General features: G+C 49.2%; 10 protein-coding genes. All 10 read right to left on the bottom strand.

Annotated features, from left to right (window positions below; genetic code table 11):
- Positions 1-801: a type VI secretion system accessory protein TagJ gene (locus MJX74_RS15535; protein WP_240223832.1), complete on the bottom strand. Its 801-nt coding sequence runs from the start codon at positions 799-801 to the stop codon at positions 1-3.
- Positions 802-809: 8 nt separating this feature from the next.
- Positions 810-2,360 (bottom strand): type VI secretion system contractile sheath large subunit, encoded by a 1,551-nt coding sequence (gene tssC, locus MJX74_RS15530; RefSeq protein WP_240223830.1) that lies wholly within the window; start codon positions 2,358-2,360, stop codon positions 810-812.
- Between the two features lie 91 nt (positions 2,361-2,451).
- A complete protein-coding gene (tssC, locus tag MJX74_RS15525; protein WP_240223829.1) occupies positions 2,452-3,945 on the bottom strand; it encodes a type VI secretion system contractile sheath large subunit in 1,494 nt (497 codons plus the stop codon).
- A 1-nt stretch (position 3,946) separates the two neighbouring features.
- A complete protein-coding gene (tssB, locus tag MJX74_RS15520; RefSeq protein WP_240223828.1) occupies positions 3,947-4,447 on the bottom strand; it encodes a type VI secretion system contractile sheath small subunit in 501 nt (166 codons plus the stop codon).
- Between the two features lie 58 nt (positions 4,448-4,505).
- Positions 4,506-5,603, bottom strand: coding sequence for a type VI secretion system protein TssA (tssA, locus tag MJX74_RS15515; protein WP_240223827.1), 1,098 nt, complete (start codon positions 5,601-5,603; stop codon positions 4,506-4,508).
- An 81-nt stretch (positions 5,604-5,684) separates the two neighbouring features.
- Positions 5,685-6,455: a PP2C family protein-serine/threonine phosphatase gene (locus MJX74_RS15510; RefSeq protein WP_068231686.1), complete on the bottom strand. Its 771-nt coding sequence runs from the start codon at positions 6,453-6,455 to the stop codon at positions 5,685-5,687.
- A gap of 2 nt (positions 6,456-6,457) precedes the next feature.
- A complete protein-coding gene (tagF, locus tag MJX74_RS22015) occupies positions 6,458-7,180 on the bottom strand; it encodes a type VI secretion system-associated protein TagF (RefSeq protein ID WP_240223826.1) in 723 nt (240 codons plus the stop codon).
- Complete coding sequence (gene tssM, locus MJX74_RS15500; protein WP_240223825.1) at positions 7,162-10,710, bottom strand: type VI secretion system membrane subunit TssM; 3,549 nt, start codon at positions 10,708-10,710, stop codon at positions 7,162-7,164. The genes tagF and tssM overlap by 19 nt, the downstream gene beginning before the upstream one ends.
- A gap of 22 nt (positions 10,711-10,732) precedes the next feature.
- Positions 10,733-12,043: a type VI secretion system protein TssL, long form gene (gene tssL / locus MJX74_RS15495; protein WP_240223824.1), complete on the bottom strand. Its 1,311-nt coding sequence runs from the start codon at positions 12,041-12,043 to the stop codon at positions 10,733-10,735.
- Positions 12,044-12,083: 40 nt separating this feature from the next.
- Positions 12,084-13,412: a type VI secretion system baseplate subunit TssK gene (tssK, locus tag MJX74_RS15490; protein ID WP_240223822.1), complete on the bottom strand. Its 1,329-nt coding sequence runs from the start codon at positions 13,410-13,412 to the stop codon at positions 12,084-12,086.
- Between the last annotated feature and the right edge of the window lie 9 nt (positions 13,413-13,421).

Below are 13,421 nucleotides of genomic sequence, written 5' to 3'. Positions count from 1 at the left end.
TCAGGCAGTAACTGCAGAGTCTGACAGTGACAACTGACGGACCTCAGTTAAGGTCAGCGCTTCTTCGCCAACCAGCAACATCTTCTGGCCTGCGCCGGTAACCAGCTGCTCATGATGCTGCTGCCAGTTAGTGTCTTTGCCCAGCCGCTCTGATACCTTTAAGCTGTCGACATAAGTTACCGGCACAAAAACCTCGCCTTGCGGGCCGTCTTTAATCACAATTTCTGCACGGCGCCAGACGGTATCCAACAGTGACTCTGGTTTTTTCAGCTGCAAACTGTCAATTTCGCTGAACTTAGCCAGATAATACTGGCCATCTGTACCAAACAACTCCAGATAACCAGCCAGGCTGTCGTCCAGATCGCGCACATCCGCTGCTGTTTCGCCGTTGATATCCAGCGCTACTGCGCCACGCAGATCCTCCAGTGTGTTTGCAGCTTTCACTGCGGCATCGGTATCCTGCTCTTTTAATGCCAGGCGCAGCGATAACAGTGCTTCAAACATCGCATCAGGTTCGCCAAACAACGTTGCTGTCATGCCACCGTTATAAAAATCGTGCCTTGCCGACGCCGCACGGATCAACTGGCGCAAATTAACGGCGCCGACAAGGAAATCGGGATGCTGGCGCACCATCATATCCAACTGCTGGTCGGCTTTTTCCAGCGCGCCCTGAATACATAACAGTTCAATATAAACAGCCCGTACATCGGCATTGGCCGGATCATCACGTAGCAGTTGCATTGCCCGCTCAGTAGCAGAAATTAATTCACCCTGTTTTATTAATGCCTGTAATTGTTTCACTGTTAACCTCACGCCGTAACGGCTTGTTTAGGTGATAGCTCAGCAACCAGCTTTACTGTTGTAATCATCTGATCTAACTGAAAATGTGGTTGCAGCTGAATAATCGAATAGTAACGTCCCGGTTCGCCGCGTTTTTCTTTAACCTGAATACGTGCTTCACGCAAAGGATGGCGGGCCCGGACATCGTTAGAAGCATCTGTTGATGCAGTGGTATAGTTGTGCAGCCAGCGTTGCAGCTCTTGCTCGCATTGCTCGGCAGAGTGATAACCGCCAACCTTATCGCGGCCAATCACTTTTATATAATGAGCAAAACGGGCCACGCACAAAATATATTGCAGCATGGCCGATAGCCTGGCATTAACGGTAGACAGTTTGTCGTCGTAACTCTTAGCCAGTTGCACCGATGCATTGTTATAAAACGCAAAATAATCGCTGTAGGGCACCACAGATAACGGCACAAAACCGTTATCTGATAACTCAGCTTCAAACCTGTGCCCTACCAGCAAGTTAACTGACGGTTTATTGCTCTTCTGATACTTCTCCGTTTCATAACGGCTAACCGGCAAATTACTGACCAGACCAAAATTATGCTGGCCGGCCTTCATACCCCGAATTTGCGCAAACCAGCCTGATTCGCTGTACGCTCTTACCAGCACAGAGGCAAAAGCAAAAGCAGCATTGCCCCATAAGTAATCGCGCTCCGGGTGCGCCAATGCCTCGCGAAACACAAAGCTTTCTGTACGGGAGCCATCATCTTTATATGGGCTGCGCATCAATACCTGTGGCAGTACCACGCCTAAAAAGCGCGCATCTTCCATAGCTCGTAGCGACCGCCACTTTACATATTCCGGTTGCTTAAACTGGCTGCCGATATCAGATACCAGACCAAGCTCAGAGAAATGATCAACACCAAACAGCGACGGGTGTGCTGCACAAATAAAAGGGGCAAAGGCCGCTGCCGCAGTGCGGGCCACTTCTTTTAGCGTATCCAAATCGTTCGTTAACTGGCCGGGACGTATTTTGTGGCTAATCTGATAGTCGCCAATCAGCACTCCAAAAGGTTCACCGCCAGGCATATCAAATTCGTTATCGTAAATGAGTTTGAAAAAGTCGCTCTGGTCGAAATCGATGGCACGATTAATGTCTTTGCTCAATTCAGGCCACGACAGCGACAATAGTTTTACTTTAACTTTTTGCTCCCGATCATGGCGCTCGGTTTGTTCAGTCAGATACAGCAAACCCCGCCAGCTGGCTTCCAGTTGCTGTAACTGGCTATGGTGAATAATGTCATTTAGTTGCAGGTTTATTAGGCGGTCGATATCAGCAATAGCACGGCATAGCATAGCACTGACCAGATTAGCGCTACGCACCTGAGTACAGGCGACATGTTGCAGCCAGTATAAAATAGCCGCTAAAGGCTCGGGTTCACGTAGAAACCGGGCCAGTACACCACTTCGCTCCAGCCGGGTATAGGCAGGCTGATTAAATTCTGCCTGCTGCGCATCGGCAAAGGATGCTGTAAATACATCCTCAGACACAAACTTTACTGCGTCGGCCATGACATCCTCATTTGCTTACCTGCTTTGGATAACACCAACAGCTCACTGGCTAAGCAAGCTTAGCCAGTGATAAATAGTGTTGTTAACAGTGTTAACCACCCATCTCAGGGATTTTTGCTACCAGACGCAGCGACGTAGACAGCTCTTCCAGTTGCAGCCATGGCCGTAACCAGGCAACTGCATTGTAAGAACCAGGACGACCAGGGATTTCACGAACCTGAACCTTGGCATCGGCCAACGGATAGCGGGCACGAACTTCCTGACCACTGCCTTCTGAAGCATTGACGTAGGTTAAAATCCAGCGGTTTAACCACACTTCTACATCTTCGGCTTCCATAAAGCTGCCGATTTTGTCGCGCGCTAGTACTTTCAGGTAGTGAGCAAAGCGCGACGTTGCCATCAGGTACGGCAGGCGGGCAGAAATGGCCGCATTGGCAGTGGCTTCTGGCGTGTCGTATTTTTTCGGCTTCTGCGCAGTTTGCGCACCAAAGAACACCGCATAATCGGTATTTTTATAGTGACATAACGGCAGGAAACCCATTTTGCCAAGTTCAGCTTCACGCCGATCAGTAATGCCAATTTCTGTTGGGCATTTCAGATCCGGATCACCATCATCACTCATAAAGATATGACTTGGTAAACCTTCAACTTTACCGCCGCCTTCAGCACCACGAATAGCCGTGCAGAAACCATACTGGGCAAAAGCGTTTGTCAGTTTTGAACCCATAACATAGGCTGCGTTCATCCAGCAATATTCTGAATGATTGGTTGTTTTCGCCACACCCTTTTGTCCGTCAAGCTCAAACTCTTCAAAGCCAAACTCTTCTATCGGGCTGGTGGCACTACCATAAGGCAGGCGCGCCAGTACGCGGGGCATGGTTAATGTGACAAAACGCGAGTCATCGCTGTCACGGAAAGAACGCCATTTGGTGTATTCCAGAGATTCAAAAATCTTCTCCAGATCGCGAGGTTTTGACAGTTCAGTCCACTCGTCAAAGCCGAATAACGCCGGTGATGCTGCAGATAAAAACGGACAGAAACCCGCTGCCGCCACATTTGACATATAGGTTAATGTTTCAATGTCCTCCGGGTGATTAGTAAATTCATAATCACCGATAATGGCGCCATATGGTTCACCACCTGGAGTACCAAACTCTGACTCATATACCTTTTTAAAGGTTTGGCTTTGGTCAAATTCAACGGCTTTGCTTAAATCCTTATACAACTCTTTTTTACTCATGCTGATCATGCGGATTTTAAGTGAAGCACTGGTTTCAGAATTCATTACCAGATGGTTCAGGCCACGCCAGCTACCTTCCAGCTTCTGAAAAGCCGGTGTATGCATAATGGCGGCAAGTTGATTTGAGATTAGCTCATCTAAACGGTTAATCGCCTCGTTAAAGGTCACCGTTAAGTTTTTATTCCAGCTGACCGTGCCGCTCAGTGCTTCTTCGGTCAGGGTGCGTAACAATTCTTCAGCACGAGATGCGTCGGTTTGTTTGGTGGCACCGATTGCCTGTTCTAACAAAGAACTGGCTGAGCCCTGAGCATTATCATGCTGTTCCAGTAAAGCTTCCGTACTCATGTTATTTATCCTCTATGCTGAGATCCTGCGCCAGCTTTTGCAGATCTTCGTTACTATTAAGCACACGTTCCAGAATATTTTCTAACTCTTCTGAGCGATCGATCTTGGTCATCAGATCACGCAGTTTGTTACGCGTTGCCATCAATTTATCCAGTGGTTCAACCTGTTTGACGATAGCTGCGGGTTCAAAGTCCTGCATAGACTTAAATTCCAGCTCAACACTGAACTGACTGTCATCACCGGCCAGTTTGTTATCCACTTTGAAATTCAGTTTCGGATTCATCCGCTTTAACACTTCGTCGAAGTTATCGCGGTCAATCTGCACAAAGCGGCGATCTTTTAGTGGTTTTAACGCTTCAGTGTTATGGCCGGCAAAATCGCCCATTACACCAACAACAAAAGGCAGTTCTTTTTTAACCGCAGCTCCTTCTGTTTCAACGTCATAAGTAATATGCACACGGGGCTTACGCACCCGGGATAATTTGCTGTGAATACTTTCCATTGACTTTCTCCTGTTACTCAGCTGTTGTTAATTTCAGTTCATGCCCGCACAAAGGGCATTACTTTTGTTGCGGTATTCCCGCCAGCCGGAAGTAATGGTTACGGCTGTTGTTATCATCAATAAGCTCCTGCAACAGCTCTGGTAAACTCAGAGTGCTCCAGTGCACAACTTGCTCCAATGCATATGAAATGGGCGAGTGTGGCTCGGTTTTACGAAAGAACTCGGCTGATTGTTTCAGACTTAACAATACTTGTTCGCGCGTCTGAACCTGCTGCTGCACCGGATCTGCATGGCTAATCACCTGCCCGTCTGCATCAGTTGTTATTGCCTGCTCGGCGCTTATGGCGAACTGTGCAAGCTTGTCAGCCGCCAGATAATTCACTGCATCAAGGCATTTATGTAAGGCTTTGCTAATAGCGCTGGTTGGCTGTGGCTCGCCATTCATGGCGGCATCCATCGCTTGGGACAGCATGGCAAACTCGGTGATGGCAGTTTCAATTTGCAGTTTTAGTTGCTGATAGAACCCGGCAGACGTTTCTGCCACTGCATCTTTAATTTGCTCCAGCGTGGCGATGCCGGCATCGGCTTTTTGCTTCTGACGTTTCTCGTCTTTGCGTGAAATATCAGAAGCTCGCTCATACTGCCAGCAGGCAAACTGGCCGTGCGCGGTAATATCAGTTAGTGGGATGCTCAGGATAGGGGTAATGAGGGCACCATCTCCCTCATAACCGTTGAGGCCAATCAGAGGTGCAATACGAACCTCCATACCATCTTCATCAGGTTGCGGGTAAAGGCTTGACCAAAAATGTTCTATTAATAACCGGGTTGTTTTAAAGCCTGCACTTAAACCAGCAAAACCATGAGTGCGGCACAGTGCTTCTATTAACCAGGCGGCATATTCAAGATCTTTAACCTGGCTACATAAAATTACCGGGATTTTTTCTGCCAGTGGGCGCCAGTCTGACGCCAGTGCCTGAAAATCTTCATCTTCGGCCAGCAAAGCGCGTTCATTAGCCCGGGCCTGGCCACGGATATCTTTTAACTGATAATACTGTGAAGTAGGTGAAATATCAGTACGCGGATCTGTGCCAGCAGGCGCAGCATCATCCACGCCCTCAATTAACATTTCAAAGTCAATTAATTCACTGTAATCCATCACAACAACCCAAATGAGACGTTATCCAGCCAAATATGTTACTTTATTGTTTTAATGATGACAACAGTTAACTAATATTTTCTAATTATTCATAAATAGCGGAATTGTCCTATCCTTGTCATTAACATTTTGTGGATCGTTATTTACCTTAACCAGAATACAGGTAACATTGTCCCGGGCACCGGCAACCAGCGTTGAATGCAGTAAGGCCCGGTTTGCTTCAGCAATGTTGTTATGCGCCAGATACTGACATATCTCAGCGTCTGTCAGCTCTTTGTTCAGGCCGTCGCTACATAACAAAAACAGATCTCCGGGTTGCCAGACGCCGCTGACAATATCAATACTAACATGCGGATCTACCCCTACGGCCCGGGTTATCACATTTGCCAGTTCGTGCTGCTCTGCCTCACTGCTACTCAGTAAACCTTGCTCTACCATGTCATTTACCTGGCTATGGTCGCGGGTTAACTGCCGCAATTGCTGATGACGCAATAAATAGCCCCGGCTGTCACCAGCCCAGAGAAAGTGGTAATGCACTTTATCCAGCAATAATACGACGACGGTAGAGCCTGCAGTATGGCCATCTAAATGTTGCTGGCTGTAACGACACAGCTCGGCATTTGCCTGATGCAACGCTTGCGTTATAAGGTTTACGCTGGCAGCTTCGCCGCGCTGCATAGCTAAACGTATGGTATCTACTACTAACTGGCTGGCAATATCACCTGCGGCATGCCCACCCATACCATCAGCGACAACCCATACTCCGCTGTCGGCAAGATCCAGACAGGCATCTTCATTTAGCTTTCTGACTAATCCCTTGTGTGTCTGGGCATGAGAAACGACCTGTTTCATAGTTAAGATCCGTTTGAGTTGATATCAGCCAGTTGCCACTGCCAGCGCTGCCAGTCGCCATTTAACATGGCAGCAAACTGCCCGACCTGCGGTAAACCACTGGTAACCAAAGTGCAGGGCTCGACGTGCTCAGACCCTGCTGTCCACCACAAGCAATAACGGCCAAATTGTTGCCGGTAGCTATGATGCAATAAGCTGGCGGCATCAGGTTCCTCTTCTGAGCGCAATACCCAGGCAGGCCGCCCCTGACTAGCCGACATTACAGGGCAGCTTATCTGCGCTGCCTGTGGCCAGTTAAACTCTGCAGCCTTTAATGCTGCGAGCCAGGGTTCAAATGAGAAATCATCATCCAGGGTATGTAATACCTGCTGCTCTAAAACCTCAGCCCAGCCAGACTGTAATCTGGCATGCACCGGTGTACAGGCCAAAGACCGGCTGACAGTAAACGGATAATGCCGCCCTACCTGATCAACGCTTGGCATCAGGCAGCCCATTTTTCCTTCGGTGCCACATACACCTGGCGATATGGCAAAATGCCAGATAGGGCTGGTCAGATAGGTGTCAAGCCAATCAGCGCCTAACTGTTCACGGCTGACAGCTAAAACGGCCTGTAACCACTCGTTCCAGGCATCAACAAAATCTGCTGTCAGCCCCTGGGTAATAAAATCGCCGCGACTGGGAATTTTGCCGCATATCCCTATTTCGGTTATAGACTTGCCGGACAACTGAAGGTCTCCAATGCGCTGCTCCAAAATGGATTGTTAACGGTATCAGGTACCAGTTCTACCCGTGCTTTATTACCCTGCACCGCCAGATGCAGAACTTTATCAGTTCGGGTTTGCGGCCGGGCTTCAGTTAACTCATCAAGAAAGCGGAACCATGACCACTCGCCTTCCTGGCTGATGTTGGATGGCAACCCAGAGTTTGCCGGTGTAAACACAAGGCGGGTTTGTAATTTATTGCGATCTCCCGGCCAGAAAAACTGCCGCGAGCGGGTTGGACCATGCCGGTACGACAGCTCTTGTCCGTCAAGTTCAAGCAATAAATGTGTAATATGCCGGTCCAGATACACCGGCCTTAAACTAAAGCCTACTTTCAGCTTCTGGCTGCCACCGTCAAAAAATGCTGCCCGGATCTGCTGAGCCGACTGGAAGGTTTTCAGAATACTCTGGTCCAGCCCAATATCGCGTTTAAAGGTCCAGGTTTTGCTACTGGTGTTAACAAAGGGCTGTAAATAGTCCTTGAAGAACACATCCAGCGTACCGTCATAACCAAAGAAGCGTTCAAAGTCTCTAAGCTTAATATCTTCTTTTGAGCGCCGGTTCAGCGGGTAACGATCAGCAATTGCCCTTCTGTATTCTGCCAGCACTGTGCCTTGCCAGGCTTCATTAATATGCTGACGGCTACCTTTGGCAAACAACCTGGTAGTATCGGTGGATAAACCGCCAAGCCAGTCAGAAAAAGGTGATGGGATATCGCTTTTCAGCCGGCGCAGTGCCACGCTAAGCTCGTTGCCACCTTCACCATTTAGCTGATTAGCATAGGCTTGGCGGGCCATTCCGCCGGGCACATATAAGCGTTCAAGATAATCGTGATACATGCGGCTGGTTTGAGCAATTTGCTCCAGCTGTGGCTCCTGAATACTCAGTACTTCGCTAAAAGCCTGCTCAACCTCAATACCAGGTAACTGTTGCTCTAACGCAGACATATTGTCAGGCAACAGCCGGTTTAAACGGGCTTTCTGGCTGGAAAATTGTGTATCTGCAACCTTACCAGCCACATCTTTTGCCATATTCGCTTCAGCTGATTCCGGCAAACTTGTCAGCCGTACATTTTGCTGCACAGCGCGGATGATACTTTGTATTGGCTGCTCTGGCCCTGCCAGTGCCCGGGTAACAAACACACCCTGTTCAACGTCACTAACAGAACTGATGCTGATATCGTCCAGTAACTCTTGCCATACATATATATAGTCACGCAGATACTTTTCGCTCACCTGATCAGACAGCGTGGTATCGGCCGCCCCGTCTTCACCGTCTGCAGCTTCGCCATATACCCAGCTGTCCTGCATCAGGCTTCTGATAATGCGGCGTTTTTCAATGTTAAACAGACCATGAAAACCTTTATAGGTATAAAGCCCTGAAATGCCTTGCTGTAATGGCAAACCACTCTTACGCTTAACCACTTTTATGCCATCGGTGCCTAGTACATCCGCCAGACGAAAATCTGGAATATGGCTTTTCATCAGCTCGGTGCGCACCCGCTGATAAGCCCTCTCAGCCAGTGGCACTGTCAGTAACAATTCGCGTGCAGCAACCACCACATCTTGCTGGTAGGTCGCACCTTTAATGCCACTTTCTAACAACGCCTGCAGGTGGTTTTGTAACGACAAACGCAGTGGCTGGCTGACATCACCGGGATACTGGCGCTCGGTATAAAGGGCAAACCAGGAGCTAAGCTGCTCGGCATTAAAATGCTCCGGGCGAAATACCATCAGATAGGTTTTAAGGGTTTCATACAGGTAATCACGATGCTCTGCATTCAGCTGCATTTCCTCCGTTAATACCTGGGTAAAATAAGGCACAAAACTATGATACAAGCCATGCTGATAGGCCGTTTTACCGGCTTGTCCAAGCTTGTCGCCCTGGTATAAACCGAGGTTTTTCGGGCCATCAACCGGGATCACGCCCGAGTAACCGGCTGGTAAATCACGTAACAGGTTAAGTTGTTCGTTAAGTGCGACTACGTCCTGCTGAGGTTTGGCTGAAGCCGCCAGCTGCTGATAGTCATTAACGGATGCGGTAACCTGATCAACCAGGCGGCTGTTCCAGTTGTAACTGCCTGTCCAGGCTACCAGCAACCAGCATGCTGTTACCGCAGTGCCTGCAAGCACGCCGCGACGGATCCAGCGATGCTTATTTTTATGATGCAGATTAACCGAAGCCAGTTCGCGCTCCGGAATGACAATTTCCTCAAAGAAGCGTTTGATAAAGTAGCCCTTGCCCTCGCCGGTCTGGCGGCGCAGTGGCGGTTCAGCTAAGCCAAAGTTACTGCCAAGCTGTGACATTATGCGATCAATGGGCACGCCTTCCTGCGTGGCACTGGCGATATAAACACCACGCAACATAGTGGCTTTTTCAAATGGATTTGGTGCGAAAATTTCTTTGAGAAAGTCATCCGCAGCACTTTGCAGCAATCTTAGCTGGCGCGGAAACTCGTAAATAGCAGCACGATTTTCCTGATCATGCTCGTACTGTAACCGGCTGAATAAACGTTGGGTTAAGCGGTTAATGATGGCGTGAAACTCTTTGTTAAACTGTGCCACTACGCCTTTTTCACTGTCTGCCTGAGCAACATCAAAGGTCATACCCCATACCTGCTCACGCTCTTCAGGGGTAAGAATATCAAAAAACTCAGTAAAACCGGCAATCAGATCTGCCTTGGTAAACATGACGTAAACCGGAAAAGTCATCCCCAGCTGGTTCTGTAGCTCTTGCACCCGTTGTTTAATCGCACGGGCATGCAAATTACGCTCGGTACGGGTTTGGTTCAGTAAATCGGCCAGACTCACAAACACAATGACACCGTTTATCGGCCGGCGCGGCCGGTGTTTACGTAACAAACCAAGAAAACCCTGCCAGGCAGTAGAATCCTGCGCAGCATGGCTGTCCTGCGTGGTATAACGCCCGGCGGTGTCTATTAATACAGCCTGATTAGTAAACCACCAGTCACACTGACGGGTACCACCAATGCCTTCAATGGCATCCATGCCCATATGTTCTTTTAGCGGAAATTCAAGCCCGGAATTATGCAGCGCAGTCGTTTTGCCTGAGCCCGGCGGGCCTATCAGCATATACCAGGGCAACTGGTATATATCCCGCGCTTTACTAAAACGGGCATGCTTTAGAATGTCCAGCGCCTTTTGCATGCGCTCACGCAGTACTTCAATATCGCGCCGGGCCAGCTCATCATGCTGCTGATGCTCTTCGCCATTTAGCAGCGTATCTACCGCCTGCTTGTGCGAGCGGCTTTCACGTAATCCTTTAATATAATGGCTACCACCCCATACCAGAGCAATAACCAATAACGTCAGCAACCGTGCGGTGGCACTTGCCAGCGGCTCATAACCGGCAATAGCCAGCAACGGGCCACCAAACCATATAAGCAGAGCTAAGGCCGTAAGACCCAATACGGTGATAAAGACGCTGGATTTAAACAACCGCACAACCGGTTGCAGCGCTGATTTAACTTTCATAACACTTCCCTTGCTTAAGGCGTTACTGTAACAGGTCTATTTCTACCCGCCGGTTCAATGCGCGATTAGCTGCGCTGTCATTTGGCGCTATCGGGTTGGCATCGCCATGCCCTTCAGGCCAAAGACGGCCGCGTAAATCGGCTCCTGACGCCAGAGCATCCGACATGGCATTGGCCCGCGCCAGCGATAAATGCCAGTTAGACGGATATTTACTGGTAAAAATGGGTAAATTATCGGTATAACCGCTAACGAGGATACGCCCCTCGGTACTTTCCAGTGCCCGGGCAATTTTCACCGCTATGGGTGCAAAGCCTTCATTAATACCGGTACTGCCAGGACTGAACAGTTGGTCAAGCCCAACACGGATCCTCACCCGGTCTGGTAGCTCAATGACCTCAAGCAGCTCGCGGCGGATTTCAGTTTGTAGTAACTGTTGCAGTTTTATGGCGTCTTGCCGGGCTTTAGCGGTTACCACCTGTGGCGCATCTTGTTGCCAGCTAACCAGACTGTTTAACTGACGGTGCACCTGATCAGAATAGCTGTTTATCTGATAATTAAGGTACATGTAGCTGCCAAGCAAAGCGGCACCAATTACCGAGCAAAATACCCACAAAGGGAACTCCGCTTCAAGCTTACTGGCTGCAACAACCTGGCTGCGCCAGCCAGGTGATAATTCCCGTTCAGGCTCACCACGTTGTGAGCGGATAGCCTTGTAGGCCCGTTCGCGGTAGCCCTCTAATTTTTCATAACCGCGCTCTTCCACCCGCATTTTGCCGACAAAACCAAATGACAGACAAAGGTATTGCAGTTCCAGCAACAGCAGGTTTTCCCGGGGTGCGGCGATGGCACTGTCAAGCAGCGTGAAAAAGTATTCGCCACCAAAGGTTTCATTGTGAAACGTAGACAACAAGCTCTCTGTTGCCCAGTCGCTGTTACCGCCCCAACTGGTGTTTAATACCGCTTCATCGATAAAAGAGCACATGCAGTAACGCGCATTTTCAATCAATTCGCTACTGACAGCTTTGTGCCTGAGTTGTTGTTCATACTGATTAATTAGCTGAATACACTGCGTTTTAAGGCTAGCTACATCAGCATGGCTGACAGTGTTGCGTATTGGCTGGATCAGTGAGAACAGTGCACCGGCCTCATCAATCAGAATATTGTCACTGATAGACAGCACCTGCATACGCTGCATATTGTCTGGCGCTTTAACATGAGCTGCCATGCGTGTTTTATCCGGATCTCCGGTATGTTCCTGCACCGGTGCCGGAGCATTGCTTTTAGCAGGAGCCCGGCCACCCGGACGGGGTTTCATCACGGTTTTATCAGACATTTTTTGTCATCCATGTTAGTCATAACAACCTTTACAGGCGTCAGGCTTTAATCGCCCACAGTTCAATTTTCAAGCCGGGGTAATTACCGGACAAATGCAATGCCAAACCACCACTGTTTGCCAGCCGCTCCCAGTAAATACTGCCTTTATCCAGCTGAAAATAATGGTAACCAGCGTGATATGGCACCTGGCGCGGAGCCACAGGCAAACCGGTTACCGCAATACCGGGTAGCTGGTTATTCACTAATTCACGAATATGCTCTACCGGGCCAATTTTTAACCGCGACGGCAAATGTTTACGAATATCTTCAGCCGGTAAATCTGCACTGACTGCCAGCACAAACTGAGCGTACTCCAACAAGGTTTTATCGGTCAGTGGCGACACCAGAATGCCAAACTTGGCTTGCTCCAGCGGCAACGCCTGTGCGGTTTGCTCCAGTACCACGCTTAGCGTCTGGTTCATAATGACGCTTAAATTACCGAATACCGCTGTTAAATCATCATGCTGATACTGCGGAAATTGCGGTGGTCTTTTCTGCCGTGCGGTGAACGTAGCCAGTTCGCCCAACATGCTTATCATTAACCGGTACAGGCTGAGCGGATGCTCAAGTACACCGGTTTTTAAATGCCGGAATAACGGTTCATAGCGGTTAAGTACCTGCAGCATTAAAAAATCAGCAATAGAATTGGCTGTACCCTGGCCTTTACCCAGCCTGTCAGCTAACGCATCGGCCCGCTGACACAGCATACCCAGAGCTTCAGTTAAAAAGGCTGACAGCTCAGAGTCTTGCTGGATATCCAGCAGCGGTGGAATATACTTTTTCAGCAGTTTTACTTCGCCTTGCTCCGACACCTCGCGGATACGTGCCAGCGGTATGCAAATAAAACCACCGCGATCTTCCGACTCCAGCTTTAGCAATAACCTTAGCTTGGCCAGTTGTAATACCTCGGTTGCATCCTCAGACAAGCTGTTGTCTGCCACGCTATGTTCGGCATAACTGTAACGGCTGATGTGAGAGCCGTCATCAGAGCTGATATTCTGCCCGTTAGCTTTATCCATCGCCAAGCACAGGTACACTTGTTGATCACGACAGGTTTTCGGGATCTGAATAGCTGCAGGTAAGGCTTCAACTGCAGGTAATTGCAGCACAGTGCCATCTGGCAGCACGGCTTCGAGCTCTGCCAGGCCAAACTGGGCAAACTTCAGGCTTTGCTGATCAATTTCGCAGCGACGCACGCCCCAGCCATAAGGTAGCTGCATTGTCATTTGCTGCTGACGGGCATAATCGAAGTAACGCTCTTGTTGCTGAAAATGTTGTGGCCGTAAAAACAAGCCTTCAGACCAGGCAATCCGGCTGTAGTCACTCATATTGAATTC

Origin of the sequence: Rheinheimera hassiensis (genome assembly GCF_022436675.1) — a bacterium.
GTDB classification, from domain to species: Bacteria; Pseudomonadota; Gammaproteobacteria; order Enterobacterales; family Alteromonadaceae; genus Alishewanella; species Alishewanella hassiensis.
Note: the sequence above shows the minus strand (reverse complement) of the source record. Positions and strands in the feature narration are given on the sequence as shown.